15 protein-coding genes are annotated in these 18942 nt (G+C 73.0%); 5 read left to right on the top strand and 10 right to left on the bottom strand.

Annotation, left to right across the window (positions count from 1 at the left end; translation table 11 throughout):
- Nucleotides 1–236 precede the first annotated feature (236 nt).
- Nucleotides 237–620 carry an anti-sigma factor antagonist gene (locus tag ACFZB3_RS05565; protein WP_391370158.1) on the top strand — a complete coding sequence of 128 codons (384 nt, stop codon included), beginning with the start codon at nucleotides 237–239 and terminating at the stop codon, nucleotides 618–620.
- Nucleotides 621–750: 130 nt separating this feature from the next.
- Here ACFZB3_RS05565 and ACFZB3_RS05560 read toward each other — a convergent pair whose 3' ends face one another.
- Nucleotides 751–1173, bottom strand: a complete 423-nt coding sequence (locus ACFZB3_RS05560) for an SSI family serine proteinase inhibitor (protein ID WP_391370155.1) — start codon at nucleotides 1171–1173, stop codon at nucleotides 751–753.
- Nucleotides 1174–1496: 323 nt separating this feature from the next.
- Here ACFZB3_RS05560 and ACFZB3_RS05555 point away from each other — a divergent pair, with 323 nt between their 5' ends.
- Nucleotides 1497–2033 carry a hypothetical protein gene (locus tag ACFZB3_RS05555; protein ID WP_391370152.1) on the top strand — a complete coding sequence of 179 codons (537 nt, stop codon included), beginning with the start codon at nucleotides 1497–1499 and terminating at the stop codon, nucleotides 2031–2033.
- Nucleotides 2034–2156: 123 nt separating this feature from the next.
- Here the strand turns inward: ACFZB3_RS05555 and ACFZB3_RS05550 are convergent, their stop codons facing one another.
- From ACFZB3_RS05550 to ACFZB3_RS05535, 4 genes are all read right to left on the bottom strand, one after another.
- On the bottom strand, nucleotides 2157–3806 hold the full coding sequence (locus tag ACFZB3_RS05550; protein WP_391370149.1) for a ricin-type beta-trefoil lectin domain protein: 1650 nt from the start codon (nucleotides 3804–3806) through the stop codon (nucleotides 2157–2159).
- 477 nt (nucleotides 3807–4283) lie between these two features.
- Nucleotides 4284–4661 carry a toxin Doc gene (locus tag ACFZB3_RS05545; RefSeq protein WP_293991433.1) on the bottom strand — a complete coding sequence of 126 codons (378 nt, stop codon included), beginning with the start codon at nucleotides 4659–4661 and terminating at the stop codon, nucleotides 4284–4286.
- A 3-nt stretch (nucleotides 4662–4664) separates the two neighbouring features.
- Complete coding sequence (locus ACFZB3_RS05540; RefSeq protein WP_351711856.1) at nucleotides 4665–4904, bottom strand: hypothetical protein; 240 nt, start codon at nucleotides 4902–4904, stop codon at nucleotides 4665–4667.
- Nucleotides 4905–5022: 118 nt separating this feature from the next.
- Nucleotides 5023–8124 (bottom strand): glycoside hydrolase family 2 TIM barrel-domain containing protein, encoded by a 3102-nt coding sequence (locus ACFZB3_RS05535; protein ID WP_391370145.1) that lies wholly within the window; start codon nucleotides 8122–8124, stop codon nucleotides 5023–5025.
- Between the two features lie 272 nt (nucleotides 8125–8396).
- Between ACFZB3_RS05535 and ACFZB3_RS05530 the strand changes: the two genes are divergently transcribed.
- Nucleotides 8397–10784, top strand: a complete 2388-nt coding sequence (locus tag ACFZB3_RS05530; protein ID WP_391370142.1) for a SpoIIE family protein phosphatase — start codon at nucleotides 8397–8399, stop codon at nucleotides 10782–10784.
- 136 nt (nucleotides 10785–10920) lie between these two features.
- Here ACFZB3_RS05530 and ACFZB3_RS05525 read toward each other — a convergent pair whose 3' ends face one another.
- Genes ACFZB3_RS05525 through speB form a run of 4 tightly spaced genes read right to left on the bottom strand, consistent with a single transcriptional unit; the run spans nucleotide 10921 to nucleotide 14505 of the window.
- Nucleotides 10921–11316 carry a nuclear transport factor 2 family protein gene (locus tag ACFZB3_RS05525; protein ID WP_391370139.1) on the bottom strand — a complete coding sequence of 132 codons (396 nt, stop codon included), beginning with the start codon at nucleotides 11314–11316 and terminating at the stop codon, nucleotides 10921–10923.
- A complete protein-coding gene (locus ACFZB3_RS05520) occupies nucleotides 11313–11966 on the bottom strand; it encodes a cyclase family protein (protein WP_391370137.1) in 654 nt (217 codons plus the stop codon). The genes ACFZB3_RS05525 and ACFZB3_RS05520 overlap by 4 nt, the downstream gene beginning before the upstream one ends.
- A 5-nt stretch (nucleotides 11967–11971) precedes the next feature.
- Entirely contained in the window at nucleotides 11972–13540 is a 1569-nt protein-coding gene (locus tag ACFZB3_RS05515) for a cytosine permease (RefSeq protein WP_391370134.1), read from the bottom strand.
- Nucleotides 13537–14505: an agmatinase gene (gene speB / locus ACFZB3_RS05510; protein WP_391370131.1), complete on the bottom strand. Its 969-nt coding sequence runs from the start codon at nucleotides 14503–14505 to the stop codon at nucleotides 13537–13539. The genes ACFZB3_RS05515 and speB overlap by 4 nt, the downstream gene beginning before the upstream one ends.
- 151 nt (nucleotides 14506–14656) lie before the next feature.
- Between speB and ACFZB3_RS05505 the strand changes: the two genes are divergently transcribed.
- Together ACFZB3_RS05505 and ACFZB3_RS05500 are read left to right on the top strand one after the other, a co-directional pair.
- Nucleotides 14657–16144 (top strand): PucR family transcriptional regulator ligand-binding domain-containing protein, encoded by a 1488-nt coding sequence (locus ACFZB3_RS05505; RefSeq protein ID WP_391370129.1) that lies wholly within the window; start codon nucleotides 14657–14659, stop codon nucleotides 16142–16144.
- Nucleotides 16145–16268: 124 nt separating this feature from the next.
- A complete protein-coding gene (locus ACFZB3_RS05500; protein WP_391370126.1) occupies nucleotides 16269–16712 on the top strand; it encodes a cupin domain-containing protein in 444 nt (147 codons plus the stop codon).
- A 31-nt stretch (nucleotides 16713–16743) separates the two neighbouring features.
- Here ACFZB3_RS05500 and helR read toward each other — a convergent pair whose 3' ends face one another.
- On the bottom strand, nucleotides 16744–18915 hold the full coding sequence (gene helR / locus ACFZB3_RS05495) for an RNA polymerase recycling motor ATPase HelR (protein WP_391370123.1): 2172 nt from the start codon (nucleotides 18913–18915) through the stop codon (nucleotides 16744–16746).
- Nucleotides 18916–18942 lie beyond the last annotated feature (27 nt).

Here is an 18942-nt window from a genome sequence, read left to right as displayed (position 1 = left end):
ACCGAGGGGTCGCCGTCAGCAGGGAGACGGTGGCCCCTCGCCATTGCCGTCCGCGGGTGCTTTGCGGCTGGTCGCGCGGGCCCGCGAACCCCTAAAGGGGCGCCAGGTCAAGCCGCTTCATGAAAGTTCACACCGTCGAGTGAACCTGATCTTGCGCCGCCCACGTCAGGGATGACACGCGCTCCCAGCGGGTAACAACCGGGCCCCTATCCGCCCCAGCGAGGTGGAGCGCCGAGATGACGCCGGACGCCGTGGACCCCGGGCTGCCCGCCGCCAACTCCTGTGCGCGCACCCGCCGCAGCGGGGCGTACCTCGTCGTCGAGGTCTTCGGCGAGGTCGACATCGCCACCGAGGAGCTGCTGGCCGAGCACCTGCTCGCGGTGACCGCCGGACCGGAGCCCGATGTGCTCGTGGATCTGCGGCGGCTGGACTTTCTCGACTGCTCGGGGCTGCGGACGCTGTGCCGGGCCGAGGCCCGCGCCAGGGAGCGGGGCGGGCGGCTGCGGCTGGTGTGCGAAGGGCCCCGGGTCCCGCGGCTGTTACGGGCCTCGGGGCTGCTGGGACGTTTTCCGCCGCTCCCCGGTATTCCCCGGGACGGGAACGCCGGGGAGCGACGGTGACGCCGGGGCGGACGGGCAGCCCCACACCACCCGTCCGCACCCGGTGCGAGATCACAGGTCCCCGTTCCAGAGGCCGCACTCCCCAGTTGCGGACCCGTCCGGCAGTCACGAGGACCGTGCGATCCCGGGCTCAGAAGGCGAAGACGCTCGTCCCGTAGGCGTCCCTCATGCACTGGTTGCCGAAGGTGTGCTGGTAGGAGACGCGCTTGCCCTGCCAGACGCCGTCGACCGTGACCACGACGGGGTCGTAGAGCTTGGTGCACCACACGTCGGCTCTGGGCGCGAGGGCGTTCAGGTCACCGCCGGCGCCGCGTAGTTCGGCGCAGGCCTCGGTGGCCGCCGGGTGGGTGCCGGAGGCGTTCGGGGCGCAGTTCAGGGTGACGGCGCGCTCGGGCGTGGCGGTGGCCGCGTCTGTGCCGTGGCCGGTGGTGAGCACCAGGGCCGAGGGGGCGTAGAGCGAGCTCGGGGCGGCGACGGCGGCCCCCGTCAGGGGTCCGCAGACGGCGGCGGCCGTAAGGCCGAGGGTCGCTGCCCAGCGCGCGGTGGTTCGCATTGTGTGCATCCTTCCGCTCGATTCGACGGGTGCCGCCCTCGGCCCGGTGGGTGCCGGGGCGGCGGGCGCCACTCTGCCGAGTCCGCCGCCGAAACACACATCGAACCCACAGGTTTCAGTAACCTTTCGTGTTGAATCAGTGGCGTGAAGTCACGGAATTCGAACGCGTCGGCCGCTCAACGGAGCGGTTCTTGATCGCCCGAAGCGGCCAGATGGCCTGATCCCATCGCCTCGTTAATCGTCCTGAAACATTCCGCTTCCGCTGTCGGCGGACTTCCGGGCAAGCCCTTGCCTTTGTGCCGCAACGGAGTAATCGTCATTACATGATTACTCAAGAGCAACGAGACAAGCTCCGCGGCTGGTTCGCCGGCCGCCTGCCGGACGACCTCTTCGAGGAACTGGTCGACGTGACGGTGGATCGCGAGGAGGTCACCGTCATCGGGCGCATCCCCGGCCCCAAGCTGGCGGACGGCGCGTCGGACGCCGAGCGGGAGGCTGCCGTGCAGGGCCGGATCCAGGAGTTCCGGGAGCGCACCCGGGAGCGCCGGATGGCCGTGGCCGGCGAGGCGGAGCACCAGTTCCGGCGCAAGGTCTCCTGGGGCGTGGAGTGTGCCGGACAGCGGGCGCTGTTCACGCATGTGGCCGCGCCGGTGATGACCCGGCTGCGCCAGCCCGAGCGCCAGGTACTGGACACCCTGATCGCCGGCGGCGTGGCGCGCAGCCGCAGCGAGGCGCTGGCCTGGTGCGTACGACTGGTCCAGCGCCACACCGACGACTGGCTGACCGAACTCCGCGACTCCCTGGAACACGTGGAACGCGTCCGGGCCCAGGGCCCGGACGCGGACAGCAGCGCCCCGTAGAACAGCGCCCCGTAGGGGCGCTGGAGGTACCCCCGACCGCAGGCTGGGGGAGGAACTGCGCGACCTGCCACAACGGCGCCGCACCCGAACGACGGCCTGTCTCGGCCGCCCCCAGCGGAGCGCCTAGTGGCCGGCCAGCTCCGCCGGCTGCGCCGACGCGCCCCCGGTCCCGGCGATGGAGAGCGAGCCGCGGCTCTGGGAGGGCAGCGGGGCGTCGGTCAGCCAGTGCTGGCCGCTGGTGTGGTCGCGGACCTTGACCACGATGTCGGAGCCGGGGTCCACCCCGCCCGTCGAGAGGGCGAGGGTCTCGTCCCAGCGGGGCAGCAACTCGCCCTGCACGGTGAGGTCGTAGCGCACGTCCTTGCCGCGCTCGGCGTCCTCCGCGGCGCAGCTGCCGAGGATGACCACCCCGGCGTCCGCGTGCGAGTCCAGGCACAGGTCCCGGCCGGCCGCGCTGCGCAGCTCACCGTCGCTCTCGTACGTCCACTGCTGGGTCGAGGCCGAGGAGCACACCGCGAGCACGACACTCGCCCCGGCCTTCGGCTCGCCGTTGATGTCCAGGCAGAGCTGGGCGGCGGCGTTGCGCAGCCGGGTCGTGTGGTCGGCGACGGGCAGCCCGGCGGTGCCGGAGGTGGGCGTGCCGGAGGTGGGCGTCGCGTCGGGCTCGGTGTCGCCGGGTACCAGGCCCGCGGTGGCGACGGCGTCGCTGCCGTCACCGCCGCCGGACAGCGTGCTGACCGCGAGGACGGAGGCGAGCAGTCCCGCGCCGGCCACCCCGACGCTGGTCAGCAGCGTCTTCGAGGACCAGGAGCCGGGCGGGCGGCGCACCGCCACGGGGATGCGGGCGAGGAGCCGGGTCCGGGCGGCCGCGCGCCGGCGGCCGCCTCCTCCTCCGGCGCGCCGGGCGGCGGCGCGGGTGAGGGGAACCTCCGCACCGCCCTTGCGCCCCGGGCGCGTGTCGAGGTAGCGGCGGGCCCCCCAGCCGAGCACCGCCTCGGAGAGCAGCACGCCCAGTCCGCCCTCGACATGGCCGAGTTGCTCGGCGGCGGCCCTGCAGTACGGGCACTCCGCGAGGTGCGCCTGGACGTCCGGCAGCAGGGCACCGCCGCGGCGGATCGGCACGTCCAGCAGCCGGTTGTAGTAGCGGCACTCCTGGGACGGCGCGAGTTCCCGGTGGGCGCGGACACAGCCCTCGCGGAATTTCTCCCGGGCGTCTTCGAGAGCCGCCGACGCGGTTGCCGTGTCCATGCCCAACAGACCGGCCGGTACGGTTATCGGTTCGGCCTCCACCTCGGCATGCCACAGCAGGCTCTGGGCGAGCGCCGGAAGGCCCAGGAATGAACGCTCCGCGAGGGTGCGGTTTTCCGGGGTCATGGACTTCGTGGCGCGCATACCGCGGCCGCCGGCGGGTTTCCCGAGGTCCGGAAGAACCTCCGCTATTCGGTCCTCCACGGCCCAGTTGGCGACCGTGTCGCGGACGGAGACCAGCAGGCGCGGCCGGATCGCGTCGGCCGTCTCGCCGAGGGCCACCCGGTCGAGGACCTGGTGGAAGGCGGCGGCCGCCACCATGTGCGCGACAGGCCCGGAGGCGGCCAGGCAGATGACCGCGTATTCCTGGACGGGCCGCCAGTGCCGGGCCATGAGCAGCGCGGCGGACCGGGAGGCCTCGATGTCCGATCCGGCTCGCAGCGGGGCGGCGAGGGACTCGTCGGACTCCCCCGCACCACCGCCCGGCGGTGGATAGGAAGGGCGAGGCGGGTGGGGGGTGGGCACGGAGCGGATTCCTTTGGTGCGGTGGGGCGTACCTCTTCGGTGCGCCTGCGGGGAGCGGGAATTCGCCGACACGGTGTCGGTACGGTGTCGGTCGCGTTCCTCAACTGCCGAATTGGACCAGCCCATTACCCCGCGCGGGTATTCACCCTCGCACAAGTCTCACACAAGCAACAAGGCACCTGTACAACATCGACAGCATTGACAGAAAGTCAGAAAGACGGCGGTGGCTATTGCCCCTTCATGGTGGCATTCACCATTCCGCGCGCCCCGTGTGAACCGTGTGCCCGCACCGGTCCCGCGCGCACGGTCCCGGCCCGCCCGCACGGGTGGTCCACTGATGACCGGCCCTCCTCACGAGGCCCCGCGCGGAACGGCGGCTCTTCCGCGCGAAACAGGCCGCCGGCCCCGTTCCTCCCGCCCTCGGCCGGCGGCCCCGAGGGCCGCGGGGGCGGCTCTGCCTGCACGTCCGGGCAGGTGTCAGAGCTGCCAGGAACGGAGCCGGTCCGCCGCGGCGTAGACGTCGGCCTTGCCGCTCATCAGGTCGCGGGCGAGGTCGACGAGGGCGCCGTAGGGCGGGTCGATGCCGACATCGCTGACGTACATGTAGGCCACGGCGGTCGCGCAGGCGAACCGGGCGTTGGCCGAGGGCAGCGGCTTGAGCAGGGCGAGGGTGTGCAGCAGGGCCGCGGCCCGCCAGGCGGCGTCGGAGTCCACGCCGAGCCGGGGCGGGTCGACCCGGTGCCGGGCGACGGCGGCGACCAGCGCGGAGAAGTCGTTGATGGTGGGCTGCTCCGGCATGACTTCCTCGTGGCGCTGGAGCAGCCACGGCACGTCGATGTGGATGACCGGCGGCATGGGTCAGGCGGCCTCGCCCTTGGCGGGCGGCTCGTCGTCCGGGAACGCGGCGGCGAACTCGGCGGCGTGGGCCGCGAAGAAGCGGCGGAACTCCTCCGCCCCCTCCTGCAGGGCCCGGTGCCGGGCGATGTCGGCGGCAGCCGCCTCACGGACAAGGGCCTTCATCGACGTACCGCGCTCCTTGGCTATCTGCCTGAGGTCCTCAAGTTCGCGGTCGCTGAACTCCACGTTGAGAGCTGGCATGCCCTTCACGGTACCGCGAAGGTACTCCACCGTAAATACCCGCAGGTCAGGACCGACTCACCACGGTACCTACGGCGCGGCCCCGGCCGGCTCGGCCCGGCCGGGGCCGCCCGCCGCCTCAGGTGTCGAGGCGGCTGATCCGGATCGCCCCCGAGGTCTGTCCCGGGTGGGCGCTGGTCAGGGTGAGCCGGACCGCGGAGCCGCGGGTCGCGGTGAAGGTGATGACGGTCGGGGTGTCCGAGGCGGTCGCCCAGTCCACCGCCGTGTCCCGCACCGCCCGGTACGCCGTGCCGTCCCAGACGGCCACCTCGACCGAGGCGGGGAGGGCGTGGCCGGCGTCCACGGTGAAGGAGACGTCGACCCGGTCGTAGCCGCGGGTGCGCCCGTGGTCGACCGACACCCAGTCCGCGGTCCGGGCGCCGCCGAAGGCGGGCAGCAGGGCGGTGGCCGACTTGGCGAAGGCGTTGGACCAGCCGGTGGCCGGGTCGCCGTCGAGCATGGCGGCCGGGAGGGTGTCCGGACGGCCGGAGTAACTGGCGTCCGCGTACGGGAAGTCCGGCGGGGCGGGGTGGTCCGGGCCGAAGTCGGGGGCGGGGGTGCTCGCCACGGTGCGGGCGGGGGTGGTGTGCACGGTGACGGCGTCCTTGTGCAGACCGTCCACCCGGGCGGTCACCCTGAGGCCCCCGGGCTTCGTACCGGAGCGGACGACGGCGAGTGCCCTGCCGTGGAAGGCGGTCCGGGTACTGGCCTGGTAGCGCTCGGCGCTCTCCTCGCGGCCGTTGTCGAGCCCGGCGAGCGAACCGCCGGTCACGGCGAAGGAGATGAGATGGCCGGCGTCGGGCACCACCACGCCGTGCGCGTCGACGATCTCGGCGGTGACGAAGACCAGCGAACGCCCGTCGGCGGCCAGGGACGTGCGGTCGGGGGTGAGGCGGACCGCGTGCGGGGCGCCGGCGGTGCGCAGGACGTCCGTCGCGACCACCCTGCCGTCACGCCGGGCCACCGCCTTCAACTCTCCCGGCCGGTAGGGCACCTGCCAGGTCAGGTGCAGTTTGCCCGCGCTGCCGTTCGGGCTGGTGTAGCTGCCCGGGTAGGGGCCGGTGGTGAAGGTCCTGTCGTCGCCGGTGGCCTCGGTGGTCTCCAGGTAGGTGCGGCCGTCGGTGGTCTTCTTGGTGTCGAACTCCCTTACGCCCAGGGACGTTCCGTTCAGGAACAGCTCGACGGAGGGCGCGTTGGCGTACGCCCACACCTCGACCGTCTCCCCCTCCTCGTGGTTCCAGCTCATCGGCAGCAGATGCACCATCGGCTCACCGGACCACTGGCTGCGGAAGAGGTGGTACATGTCCTTCGGGAACCCGGCCGTGTCGACGGCGCCGAAGAAGGACGCCTTCACCGGGAACACGTCGTACGGCGTCGGCTCGCCGATGTAGTCGATGCCCGACCACAGGAACTGGCCCGCGAACCACTTCCGGTCCCGGTCCTTCTTGTGGCCGTACTCGCCGCTCATCGTCCAGGAGGCGAGGTTGTTGTCGTAGGACGAGGTCGCGCGGCGGCCCGGGGTGTAATTCTCGCCCGTGTTGAGGTGCTCCGGTTCCTGGTACGTGCCGCGGGTCGAGGTCTCCGAGGAGGACTCGGACTCGAAGAGGAACAGGTGCGGGTAGGCCGCGTGCAGCGCGTCCACGGACTTGGCAGTGTTGTAGTTGAGGCCGAGCCCGTCGAGCTTGGCCAGCATCAGGTCGGCGGCGGAGCCCGCCTTCGGCACGCCGCGGTACTTGTCGGAGCCGATCACCAGGGGGCGGGTGTCGTCGGCGGCCCGGATCGCGGCGATGATCCGGTCGGCCATGGCGAGTCCCGCGGTGGAGGTGGAGTCGGGGATCTCGTTGCCGATGGACCACAGGACGACGGCCGGCGAGTTGCGGGCGGCGAGGACCATCTCGGTGGCGTCGGCCTCGCACCACTCGTCGAAGAAGCGGCCGTAGTCGTACCTGGTCTTGCCGGTCCGCCAGCAGTCGAAGGCCTCCACCATCATCACGATGCCCAGTTCCTCGCAGACCTCGATCATCTGCGGCGAGGGCGGGTTGTGCGAGGTGCGGAAGGCGTTGACGCCCATCGACTTCATGATGGTCATCTGTCTGCGCACCGCGTCGATGCTGATCGCCGCGCCGAGGGCGCCCTGGTCGTGGTGGAGGTCGACGCCCTTGATCTTGGTGGGCACGCCGTTGAGGGAGAAGCCCTCGTCGGGGTCGAAGCGGTAGCTGCGGATGCCGAAGACGGTGCGGCAGGTGTCGGTGGTGGTGCCGCCGACCCGGAGTTCGGTGTGCAGGGTGTAGCGGTGCGGAGCCTCGACGGACCACAGCTCCGGTCTCCCGACGGTCAGTTCGTGGGAGGCGGTGGTCGCGCCGGGGCCGGTGACGGTGACCGTGCCGGAGGTACGGGCGACCGTGCGGCCGTCCGGACCGGTGATCCGGGACAGGACCGTCACGTCCGCGCCCGCGCCGGACTCGTCGACGACGGCCGTGCGCACCCGCACCACGGCCCGCTCGGCGGTGATGTCGGGGGTGGTGACGTACGTCCCCCGGCGCGCCACGTGCACCGGGTCGGTCGCCACCAGGCGGGCCTCGCGGTAGATGCCGCTGCCCGAGTACCAGCGGCTGCTGGGCAGCTGGTTCTGCACCTTGACCGCGAGGACGTTCGCGGTGCTGCCGTCGGTGTGCAGCAGGTCGGTGAGGTCGAAGGCGAAGCCGGTGTAGCCGTACGGGTGGCGGCCGGCCTGGGTGCCGTTGCAGTAGACGTACGAGTCCATGTAGACGCCGTCGAACTCCACCGAGATCCGCTTGCCGGCGTACCCGGGCGGCAGGGTGAAGGCGAGCCGGTACCAGCCGAGGCCGCCCGGGAAGAAACCGGTGCCGCTGGTGGTGCCGTGGTCGGTGGTGGGGGTCTGCTCGATGCTCCAGTCGTGCGGTACGGCGACCTGCCGCCAGGCCGAGTCGTCGTACCCGGGGTCGGCGGCGTCCGCGTAGGCACCGGTCGGATCGGTGATCCCGCCCGGGTTGACCAGCGCGAACCGCCAGCCGTCCCGCAGGGCGACCGTGCGGCGGCCGGTGACCTGCGAGGACGTATCCGCGTCCGGCACCGCCCAGGCGCCGGGGGCGCCCAGCAGGGCGCCGGCCGTCGGGGCTGCCGTGGCGGCTGCCAGAACCGATCTGCGTGTGACCGTCATGGTGCGGCTCTCCCTCATCAGGGCCCAGAACTACTCACAACTGATCGTGAACAAACAGATTCTGACGGTGTGGCACTTGTGCCCGTCAAGGGTCCGGAAGCCTCCGCCCTCTCCTTTCGTCCCGTCGGCCGGTCCCCGTTCGGCACCCCGGACGGAGCCCGGACCCGACCGACCGACGGCCGCCGCTTGCCGGTCACGAGCGGGTCCGAAGCACTACCCTGAACACGAGTGGTGCACCTGTTGACTGTGAGTGTGCGCTTGGGAGTGGCGAGATGAGCCGGGTCTATCCCTTCGACGATGCGGCGACGGCCCGGGCTGTCATCGACGAGGACGGCACACTGACCGAGTGGAGCGAGGGCGCGCGGCGGCTCCTCGGCCACCCGGCCGACGAGGTCGTGGGACGGCCCGCGACGCTGCTGCTCGCCGGGGACGTCGCACCCCGCGCGCCCGTCGGCGCCCGCTGGGACGGCACCCTCGGACTCCGCCACCGGGACGGCCGTACGATCCCGGTCTGGCTGCTCGCCCACCACGCCCCGGCCCACGACGAACGGCCCGGCCACTGGCTGGTGGTCTCCCCGCTGGACGGCGGCGGACCGCGCACCCCGGAGGATCCGCTGGCGACGGCCGCGCTGACGCAGTCGCCGTGCGCCATCGCGGTCTACGACGGCCAGCTCAGGCTGCGCCGGATGAACGACGCGATGGCCCAGGTCATCGGACTGCCCGAGGAGCGGGTCCAGGGGCTCAGGGTCACCGAGATCGGCGGCAAGCCGGAGAGCGGGGACCTGGAACGGAGCATGCTCCGGGTGCTGGCCTCGGGCCGGCCGCTGGACGTGCAGACGTACATGCGGACCGGCGGCGAGGACCGGGCGCACGCCTGGCTGGCCCGGATGGCGCCGGTCACCGACGCCGCCGGACGGGTGTGGGGGGTGAGCCTGGCCGCCCACGACTTCACCGAGAACTACCTGGCCAGGGAGCGGCTCCAGCTGGTCAACGCGGCGAGCGTGCGGATCGGCAGCACCCTCGACGTCACCCGTACGGCTCAGGAGCTGGCGGACGTCTGCGTCCCGGCACTCGCCGACCTCGTCACCGTCGACCTGCTGGACCCGCCGGACCACGGCGGCGACCTCCCGGCCCGGCTGAGCGCGCCGGTCACGCTGCGCCGCATCGCGCACCAGTCCGTGCTCCCCGGCGTCCCCGAGGCGGTCCTCAAGCCCGGGCAGACCGAGGTCTACCCGGCCTCCTCGCCGCAGGCGGACTCGCTGACCGCGGGGCACACGATCGTGGCCTCGGTGACCTCCGGCGAGCTGGACCAGTGGCTTTCCTGGAACAAGCGCCGGGGGGAGCGGGCGCGCGAGTTCGGCGTGCACTCCTCGATGTCCGTGCCCATCCAGGCCCGCGGCACCACCCTGGGGGTCGCGGTGTTCAGGCGGCACCGGCGGCTCGACCCGTTCGGCCCGGACGACGTGCTGCTCGCCGAGGAGATCACGGCCCGGGCCGCGGTCTGCATCGACAACGCCCGCCGCTACTCGCGCGAGCGCGAGACCGCCCTGGCGCTGCAGCGCAGTCTGCTGCCCCGGACGCTGCCGTGCACCGCCGCCCTGCAGGCCGCGTCCCGCTATCTGCCGGCGGCGCGCGCCGGGGTGGGCGGCGACTGGTTCGACGTGATCCCGCTGTCCGGGCTGCGGGTCGCCATGGTCGTCGGCGACGTCGTCGGCCACGGCGTGCAGGCCTCGGCGACCATGGGCCGGCTGCGGACCGCCGTGCGCACCCTCGCCGACATCGACCTGGCCCCGGACGAGCTGCTCACCCACCTTGACGACCTGGTGCTCCGGCTCTCGGCGGAGCAGGGCGGCGAGGCCAGTCCCGGCGAGGTCGGCGCGACCTGCCTGTACGCCGTCTACGACCCGGTGTCGCGGCGCTGCACACTGGCCCGCGCCGGGCACCCGCCGCCCGTCCTGATGCGTCCGGGCCGGCGCCCGAGCCGACTGGACCTGCCGGCCGGTCCCCCGCTGGGCCTGGGCGGGCTGCCCTTCGAGTCGGCCGAGGTGACGCTGGACGAGGGCACGGTGCTCGCGATGTTCACGGACGGGCTGATCACCTCCCGGCACCGGGACCCGGACACCGGCCGCCGGCTCCTGCACGAGGCGCTGGCGGCGTACAGCGAATCCCTGGACGAGACGTGCGACCGGATCCTGCACGCCCTGCTGCCGTCGGGCGGCGCGGCCGACGACGTGGCCCTGCTGCTGGCCCGCACCCAGGGCCTGCCGCCGACCCGGGTGGCGTCCTGGGACATCCCGGCCGACCCGGCCCTGGTCGCGCCGATCCGCAAGCGGGTCGTCGAGCAGCTCGACGTGTGGAACCTGAGCATGGCCGCCTTCACGGCGGAGCTGGTGGTCAGCGAGCTGGTCACCAACGCCATCCGCTACGGCGCCCACCCCATCGGGCTCCGCCTGATCCACGACACGACCACGCTGATCTGCGAGGTCTCCGACACCAGCCACACCGCTCCGCACCTGCGCCGGGCCAAGACCTGGGACGAGGGCGGCCGGGGGCTGCTGCTGGTGGCCCAGCTGACCCAGCGGTGGGGTACCCGGCACACCGGGGAGGGCAAGACGATCTGGGCCGAGCTGTCGCTCTTCGAGGACGACGAGCTTCGCTGAGCGCTTCGCTGGGAGTGCCGCGTCGTGTTGTCGGTCGACTGCGGCACCGTCGTGGCTGGTCGCGCAGTTCCTCCCCCAGCCTTCGGCCGGGGGTACCCCCAGCGCCACTTACGGGGCGCTACTGAACCGTCCGCTGTCAGACGGTCGCTGCGGACAGGTGCTCGTGTACCGCTTGCCAGTTCTCGCCGCCGGTGCGGTGGAAGACGATGGTCTCGCGTTCGTGGAGCACCTCCTCGCCGGCCGTGGTGGAGACGCGGGTGGTCACCGAGTGGGTGAACACGGCCGTGTCGCCGAGGAGTTGGAGGCGGCGGTCGGCCGAGTCGCAGGACAGGACGCGGAAGGCGTCCTCCTCGCTCCACTTCTGCCACAGGGCGCGGTACTCCTCGGTGGAGTCCAGGCGCCGGTCGGTGGTGTGGAAGACGAACGTGGCGTCGGGCGCGAAGGCGGCGAAGTAGTCGTCGGTGCGGCCCTCGGCGAAGGCGGCGATCAGGGCGTCCGCGGCGGCGAGGACGGTGTCGTGGTCGTTGCTCAAGGCTTCGGCTCCGAGATCCGGGCCACGGCGCGGACGGGTGCGCCGTCCGCGCCGGGCAGGTGCAGGGGGAAGAGGCTGACGTGGACGTCGTGGCCGGTGTGCTGGGCGTCCAGGACCTCGGCGAGGTTGGTGAGGTTCTCGGCGATGACGGCGTCGGCGCCGCACAGGATGCGGTGGGCGGGCAGGGTATCGCCGGGGGTGGGGTCGACGCTGAGGGCGTCGATGCCGACGGTGTGGATGCCGCGGGCGACGAGGAGGGCGGCCGCCTCCTCGGTCAGGTAGGGGTGGTCGTGGTAGGCGTCGGTGCCCCAGTGCGCGGACCAGCCGGTGGCGATCAGCACGATCCGGTCCGCCGGGACGCGGGCGAGCAGGTCGGTCCCGATGGCCGCCCGGGGCGCCAGGCCCCGGGCGTCGACGACGTACGCCGGACCGTCGAACCGGTTCAGCGGCAACTGGTCCAGCGCGGGCAGGCCGTCCTCGATGTGGGAGGGGGCGTCCACGTGCGTGCCGGACTGCGAACCCATGTGCACCTGGAGGACGTTGACGCCGTCCCGGGCCACGGTGAGGGCGGGGCGGATGTCCACCTCCGGGTCGCCGGGGTAGACCGGCATGCCGGTGCGCAGCGGCACGGACAGGTCGATCAGGCGCATCCCGCTCACACCTCCGCGGGCTCGGGGGCGGCGACGGGGGCGCCGTCGGCGGCCGTGATCGGCGGCACCGGGGTGTCGACGGCGCGCACCAGCCGCGGGCCCTCGGGGCCGAACACGGCGCGGGGCTCGGGGAAGAGCCACAGCAGGGCCAGGTAGAGGATCGCGGCCAGGCCCAGTCCGACGGGCAGGGAGATGTCCACGCCGCCTGCGAGGTCGCCGAGGGCGCCGACGAACTGGCCGGGGAGGTTGACGAACTGGACCGCGAGCAGGGCGGCGGCCAGCCAGGCGCTCATGCCGCGCCAGTTCCAGCCGTGCGTGAACCAGTAACGCCCGCCCCGCTGGCGGCGGTTGAAGACCTGGAGCGAGTCGGGGTCGTACCAGCCGCGGCGGGTGAGGAAGCCCAGGGTCATGATGATCATCCACGGCGCGGTGCAGACGATGATCAGCGTCGCGAAGGTGGAGATGGACTGGGTGAGGTTGGCGGCGAACCGGCCGACGAAGATGAAGCCGATCGACAGGACGCCGATGAACACGGTGGCCTGCACCCGGCTGAACTTCGGGAAGACGCTGGCGAAGTCGAGGCCGGTGCCGTAGAGCGAGGTGGTGCCGGTGGACATGCCGCCGATCAGCGCGAGCAGGCAGACCGGCAGGAAGTACCAGGAGGGCGAGATCGCCAGCAGGCCGCCGACGTAGTCCGGGGCGTTCGGGTCGAGGAAGTTCCCCGCCTTCGCGGCGATGATCGAGGCGGTCGCCAGGCCGAAGAAGAACGGCAGGATGGTCGCGATCTGGGAGAGGAAGGCCGCGCCCATGACCCGGCGGCGCGGGGTGTCGGCGGGGATGTAGCGGGCCCAGTCGCCGAGGAAGGCCCCGAACGAGACGGGGTTGGAGAGCACGATCAGCGCGGAGCCGATGAACGCCGGCCAGAAGCCGGGGGTGCTCAGCGAGTGGAAGCTGCCCTGGTAGCCGGGGTCGAAGTCGCCGCCGAAGGCGAAGAGGCCGAGGACGAAGAGCAGGGAGGCGGCGGCCACCGCGATCTTGTTCACGAAGAGCATGAAGCGGAAGCCGTAGATGCAGACCGTCAGCACCAGCGCGGCGAACAGCCCGTACGCGAGGGCGTAGACGCCGTCGTCGGTCGGCAGGTGGAACATCCGGTGCGCGCCGCCGACCAGGGCGTCGCCGGAGGACCACACGGAGATCGAGAAGAAGGCGATCGCGGTCAGCAGGGAGAGGAAGGAGCCGACGACCCGGCCGTGCACGCCCAGGTGGGCGGAGGAGGACACCGAGTTGTTGGTGCCGTTCAGCGGCCCGAACACGGCCAGCGGCGCGAGGATCAGCGCGCCGACCGCGAGCCCGAGGCCGGTGGCCGCGAGCCCCTGCCAGAAGGAGAGCCCGAACAGGATCGGGAAGGCGCCGAGGACGCAGGTGGCGAAGGTGTTCGCGCCGCCGAACGCGACCCGGAACAGGTCGAGCGGGCGGGCGGTGCGGTCGGCGTCCGGGATGCGCTCCACCCCGTACGTCTCGATCTCGGTCAGCGACGGGGCGTCGTGCTGCTCCGCTTGGGGGCTGGTGGTCATGTCTGCTCCTCGCGGTGGACGGCGGAGTCCAGGGTCAAGAGGCTGATCAGGTCGTAGGCCACGTGGGACGCGGCGAACGACGTGATGTCGGCGTGGTCGTAGGCGGGGGCGACCTCGACGACGTCGCCGCCGACGAGGTTGAGCCCGGCGAGGCCGCGCAGGATCTCCAGCAGCTCACGCGAGGTCATGCCGCCGGCTTCCGGGGTTCCGGTGCCGGGGGCGTGGGCGGGGTCGAGGACGTCGATGTCGACGGAGACGTACAGCGGCCGGTCGCCGATGCGCTGCCGCAGCGCGTCCACGGTCTCGTCGACGCCGCGGCGCAGCACGTCGGAGGAGGTGACGATGCCGAAGCCGAGGCGCCGGTCCTCCTCCAGGTCCCGCTTGCCGTACAGGGGGCCGCGGGTGCCGACGTGGCTGAGCGCCTCGGTGTCGACGACGCCCTCCTCGACGGCGCGGCGGAACGGGGTGCCGTGGGTGTACTCGGCGCCGAAGTAGGTGTCCCAGGTGTCGAGGTGGGCGTCGAAGTGGAGGACGGCGACCGGTCCGTGTCGCTTGGCGACCGCGCGCAGCAGCGGCAGCGCGATGGTGTGGTCGCCGCCGATGGTGACGAGCTTCGTGCCGTCGGCCTGCAGGCGGGAGGCCTCGTGCTCAACGGTCTCGATCGCCTCGTGGATGTCGAAGGGGTTCACCGGGATGTCCCCGGCGTCGGCGACCTGGGCCGCCGCGAACGGCGACACGTCCAGCCCCGGGTGGTACGGGCGCAGCAGCCGGGACGCCTCGCGCACCGCGGCCGGGGCGAACCGGGCGCCGGGGCGGTAGGAGACGCCGGTGTCGAAGGGCACGCCGACGACGGCGATGTCCGCGCGGGGCACCTCGTCGAGGCGCGGCAGCCGGGCGAAGGTCGCGGGTCCCGCGTAGCGGGGGATCCGGGAGGAGTCCACGGGTCCACGGGGCTCGGTCGTCATGGGGAACCTTCCTGTCGAGCCTGGGCGTACACCGCCGGGTGGGCGGACCCTGGACCGGAGCTGGTGGTTCCGGTGGCGGGGGATGCCTCAGTGTGCGGACGGCCGGCCGACAGGGTCAATTGTTGACGGCACGAAGAACTACAGTTGTCTTGTGTCCGACCACAAAGCCACGCCGCGTTCCGTCCTCACCGTCGGCGACCTGCTGTCCTTCCCCGCGTTGCAGATGCGTCTGCTCGCGGGCGGCGGCGGCCTGGGCCGTACGGTCTCCTGGGCGCACGTCAGCGAGCTGGAGGATCCCACCCCCTGGCTCCAGGGCTCGGAGGTCCTGATGACCGTGGGCCTCGCCGTGCCGCGCGGCGGCGAGGCCCAGCGGCGCTATCTGGAGCGGCTCGACGACGCGGGCGTCGCGGCGCTGGTGCTCAGCACCCAGCTGCGGACCCCTCCCCTGCGGCAGGCGTTCCTCGCCGCGGCCGAGGAGCGCGGTTTCCCGGTCCTGGAAGTGCCGCTCACGGTGCCCTTCGTCACCATCGCGCAGGAGGTCGCGGCCGCGGTCAGCGAGAAGTCCGCCGAGCGGCTCGGCGCCCAGCTCCAGGTGTTCGGCGCGCTGCGCTGGATGGCCGAGGAGAACCTGGACATCCCCGCGCTCTTCGACCGCCTGGAGCAGCTCAGCGGCTACCGCATCTTCCTGTGCACCCCGCAGGGGCGCCCGCTGCTGCCCGGCGTCCCGGCGCCGGAGGACCTCTCGGTGCTCCCGGCGGACCCGGACGCCCCGCCGACCGTGCCCGGCGGCTTCGTGCTCCCCGTCCTCGGCCCGGGCGGCGCGGCCGGCTACCTGGTGGCGCTGGAGCAGACCGGGGCCCGGCCGGCCGGGCTGGCCGTCGTCCAGCATCTGGCCACCGTCGCCGCCCTGCGGCTCGCGATGGTGCGCCAGGAGCGCGAGGTGCTGCGGCGGGAGGGCGCGGAGACCCTCGCCGAGCTGCTCCAGGACACCCTCGACGCGGCCGGCGCCCAGCGGCGGCTGGCCCACCACGGCCTGGACACGCAGCGGCCGGTCGTCCTCGCGGTGCTCCGGCGCACCCAGGACGAACAGCTGGACGGCGCGCTGTCCGGCCACCCGCACCTCACCCTGCGCCGCGGCGAGGACCGGCTGGTCCTCGCCGAGCCCGGCTTCACCGAGGCCCTCGCCGAGCTGCCCGGCGCGGTCTGCGGGGTGAGCCGCCCCTTCGCCGTCGGCGAGCCGCTGCGGGTCGCCCAGCAGGAGGCGGAATGGGCGGCCGGCCGCGCGGCGGAGGCGGGCAAGCCGCTCCTCCACTACGGCGAGGACGCCACCGGCCGCTGGCTGCCCGAGGACCGGCGGCTGCTGGCGGCCCTCGTCGAGCAGGTCCTCGGCGAGGCCCTGCGCTACGACCGGGCACACGGGTCGCAGCTCCTGGTCTCCGTCCGCACCTGGATGGAACGCGACCGGCGCACCGAGGACGCCGCGGCGGCCCTCCACGTCCACCCCAACACCCTCGCCTACCGGCTGCGCCGCTTCGGCGAGGTGACCGGCCGCGACCTGTCGACGACGGCCGCCTTCACCGAGGTCTGGTTCGCCGTGCGCGCGGCCACCGAACTCGGCGTGGCGGTCGCCGGGCCGTAGCGGGCGCCCGCTACGGAGGTCCGCCGCGACACGTCGCCGCCCGCCGGTTGCGAAGGCAACGGTCGCGGACTCGCCCGACGTACAGTCGATCACGCTCGACACCGGACGCGGAAGGGACGGCTCAGTGTCGGAGAACCCACAGCACCCTCATCCCGGCGACGACCCGGACGCCCCGAGCTGGACCCGGGCGGTGAAGGTGCTCCAGGAGGCCGCGCCGATCACCGTCCCCGAGGGCGCGACGGCGATGACCCTCCGCGTGGAGTGGGAACCGGGTGACCCCGGAACCCCTCCGCACCGCCACTTCGGCCCCGCCTTCGGCTACGTCCTCAAGGGCGCGGTCCGCTTCGAGCTGGAAGGCGAGCCCGAGCGGATCATCGAGGCCGGCGGCACGTTCTGGGAGCCGGGCGGCGACGTCGTCCACTACCAGGACGGCAACGCGCTCGCCGACGCCAGGACCGAGTTCGTGGTCACCATGATGTGCGCGCCGGGCAGGCCGATGCTGGAACTGGTCGAGGCCGAGGAGCTGAAGCAGCGCGCCCATCTGCGTGCTCCCCGGCCCGCGGGCTGACCCGGGACCCGGCGCCCCTTCGGGGCGCTCGTCAGTCGCTGGTCAGGACCACCAGCTGCCGGGTCGCGCGGGTCATCGCGACATAGCGGTCGACACCGCCCGTCACGCCTGTGCCGAACTCCTCCGGGTCGACGAGGACGACGAGGTCGAATTCGAGCCCCTTCGACAGTTCCGGGGTGAGTGAACCGACCCGGGGCTTCGGTGTGAAGCCGGGGGCGCCGATCACGCACGCGACGCCCTCGGCATGGGTGGCGAGCCAGGTGCCGAGGATCTCGTCCAGTTCCGACACGGATCCGTGGACCACGGGCAGGCCGCTGCCCCGGATCGAGGTCGGCACGTTCGCGTCCGGGAGCACCGCCCGGATGACCGGCTCGGCCTCCGCCATGACCTCTTCCGGGGTGCGGTAGTTGATGCTGAGCGAGGCCAGTTCGATCCGGTCGAACCCGGCCCGCGCCAGCCGTTCCTGCCAGGTCTCCGTGAACCCGTGCCGTGCCTGGGCGCGGTCCCCGACGATGGTGAAGCTCCGGGACGGGCAGCGCAGCAGCAGCATCTGCCACTCCGCGTCGGTGAGCTCCTGGGCCTCGTCGACGACGATGTGCGCGAACGGGCCGGCCAGCAGGTCGGGGGCCGGGACGGAGAGTTCGGACTCGTCGACCAGGCTGACCGCGGCGTCCTCGCCACGGAGCATGATCACCAGGCCCTCGCCTTCGTCGAGGTCGGCGCCGGAGTCCCGGGCGGCCCCGATCAGGTTGTCCACGACCTGGGACATCCGCTCGCGCTGGGCGGCGAGAACGGCCTCCTGCCGCCGCGTGCGCCGGTCCGCCTCCCGGTCGCCGAGCCGCTGCCGGGCCGCGTCCAGGAGGGGCAGGTCGGACACCGTCCAGGCCCGTGCGTCGGCGCGCTGGAGCAGGCGCACGTCGTCCCGGCTCAGCCAGGGGGCGCACAGCCGCAGGTAGGCGGGGACCGACCAGAGGTCCGCGACCAGGTCGGTCGGCTCCAGCAGCGGCCAGGCGCGGTCGAGGGTGTCGACCAGGTCCCGGTCCCGCTGCAGCGACCTGCGGAACTCCTCGGGCGGCACGTCGTCGCCCCGGTGCCTTTCCAGCAGGATGGTGGCCAGTTCCTCCCAGATCTGGTCGCGTGCCTCGTTGTGCGGCGTGCCGGGCCCCGGTGCCCGGAACGCGTCGGCCCAGTCGTCGGCGGTCAGCCGGAGGTCGCCCCGGTCGGTGCTGACCGTCATCCCCCGGGCCGGGGGTTCCTCGTAGAACCGGACGGCCGTCTCGATCGCCCGCACCATGTCCGCGGACGACTTCAGCCGGGCGACCTCCGGGTCGGTCTCGGCGGCAGCGGCGGCCCCTTCGTCGACGAGGTCCCGCAGGAGGCAGGTCTGCACGCCCTCCTCACCGAGGCTCGGCAGGACGTCGGAGACGTAGTTCAGGTAGGGCCGGTGCGGGCCGACGAACAGCACCCCGCCCCGGCGGTGGCCGAGACGCGGGTCGGAGTACAGGAGGTGGGCGGTGCGGTGCAGGGCGACGACCGTCTTGCCGGTGCCCGGGCCGCCGTCGACGACGAGGGCGCCGCGGGATCCCGCGCGGATGATCGCGTCCTGGTCGGCCTGGATGGTGGCGAGGACGTCCCGCATCCGCTCCGAGCGGTCGGCGCCCAGGCTGGCGATGAACGCGGACTGGTCGTCGAGCGCGGCGTGTCCGTCGAGCCCGTCGGCGGTGAACACCTCGTCCCAGTAGTCGCTGATCCGGCCGTCGGTCCAGCGGTACCTGCGCCGGCTGCGCAGTCCCGCCGGGTCGGCGTGGGTCGCCGCGAAGAATGGCTCGGCCGCGGGCGACCGCCAGTCGATCAGCCGCCGGCGGCCCGTGCTGTCGGTGAGGCCGAGGCGGCCGATGTACACGGGCTCCGGGTCGTCGGCGGCGACGATGCGCCCCAGGCACAGGTCGAGGCCGAAGCGGCGCAGCGTGCGCAGCCGTCCGGTGAGCCGGTGGACCTCGATGTCCCGGTCCATCGCGGCCCGGCCGGTGCCGCCCGGCGCTCTGAGTTCGGCGTCGAGGCGGTCGGACAGTTCGGCGACCGTCTGCGCGAGGCACTCGCCGACGGCGGCCAGGTGCCGCTCGTCGTCGGCGATCAGGGCCGGGTCGGCCTTGGCGGAGAGCCGTTCGGGCAGGTCGAAGGCGCTGGTGGTCAGGGGGTTCACAGCATCAGCTCCGTGGGGAGGCCGTGC

Source organism: Streptomyces sp. NPDC008092 (assembly GCF_042957285.1).
Classification (GTDB): Bacteria; Actinomycetota; Actinomycetes; order Streptomycetales; family Streptomycetaceae; genus Streptomyces.
The sequence above is the reverse complement of the archived record's forward strand: the minus strand, read 5'-3'. Positions and strand labels throughout refer to the sequence as shown.

Excerpts from the sequence above, each read along its gene's own strand:
- ACFZB3_RS05565 (WP_391370158.1), top strand. The coding sequence starts at position 237 with ATGACGCCGGACGCCGTGGACCCCGGGCTGCCCGCCGCCAACTCCTGT.
- ACFZB3_RS05560 (WP_391370155.1), bottom strand. The coding sequence starts at position 1,173 with ATGCGAACCACCGCGCGCTGGGCAGCGACCCTCGGCCTTACGGCCGCC.
- ACFZB3_RS05555 (WP_391370152.1), top strand. The coding sequence starts at position 1,497 with ATGATTACTCAAGAGCAACGAGACAAGCTCCGCGGCTGGTTCGCCGGC.
- ACFZB3_RS05545 (WP_293991433.1), bottom strand. The coding sequence starts at position 4,661 with ATGCCGCCGGTCATCCACATCGACGTGCCGTGGCTGCTCCAGCGCCAC.
- ACFZB3_RS05540 (WP_351711856.1), bottom strand. The coding sequence starts at position 4,904 with ATGCCAGCTCTCAACGTGGAGTTCAGCGACCGCGAACTTGAGGACCTC.
- ACFZB3_RS05535 (WP_391370145.1), bottom strand. The coding sequence starts at position 8,124 with ATGACGGTCACACGCAGATCGGTTCTGGCAGCCGCCACGGCAGCCCCG.
- ACFZB3_RS05530 (WP_391370142.1), top strand. The coding sequence starts at position 8,397 with ATGAGCCGGGTCTATCCCTTCGACGATGCGGCGACGGCCCGGGCTGTC.
- ACFZB3_RS05520 (WP_391370137.1), bottom strand. The coding sequence starts at position 11,966 with ATGCGCCTGATCGACCTGTCCGTGCCGCTGCGCACCGGCATGCCGGTC.
- ACFZB3_RS05515 (WP_391370134.1), bottom strand. The coding sequence starts at position 13,540 with ATGACCACCAGCCCCCAAGCGGAGCAGCACGACGCCCCGTCGCTGACC.
- speB (WP_391370131.1), bottom strand. The coding sequence starts at position 14,505 with ATGACGACCGAGCCCCGTGGACCCGTGGACTCCTCCCGGATCCCCCGC.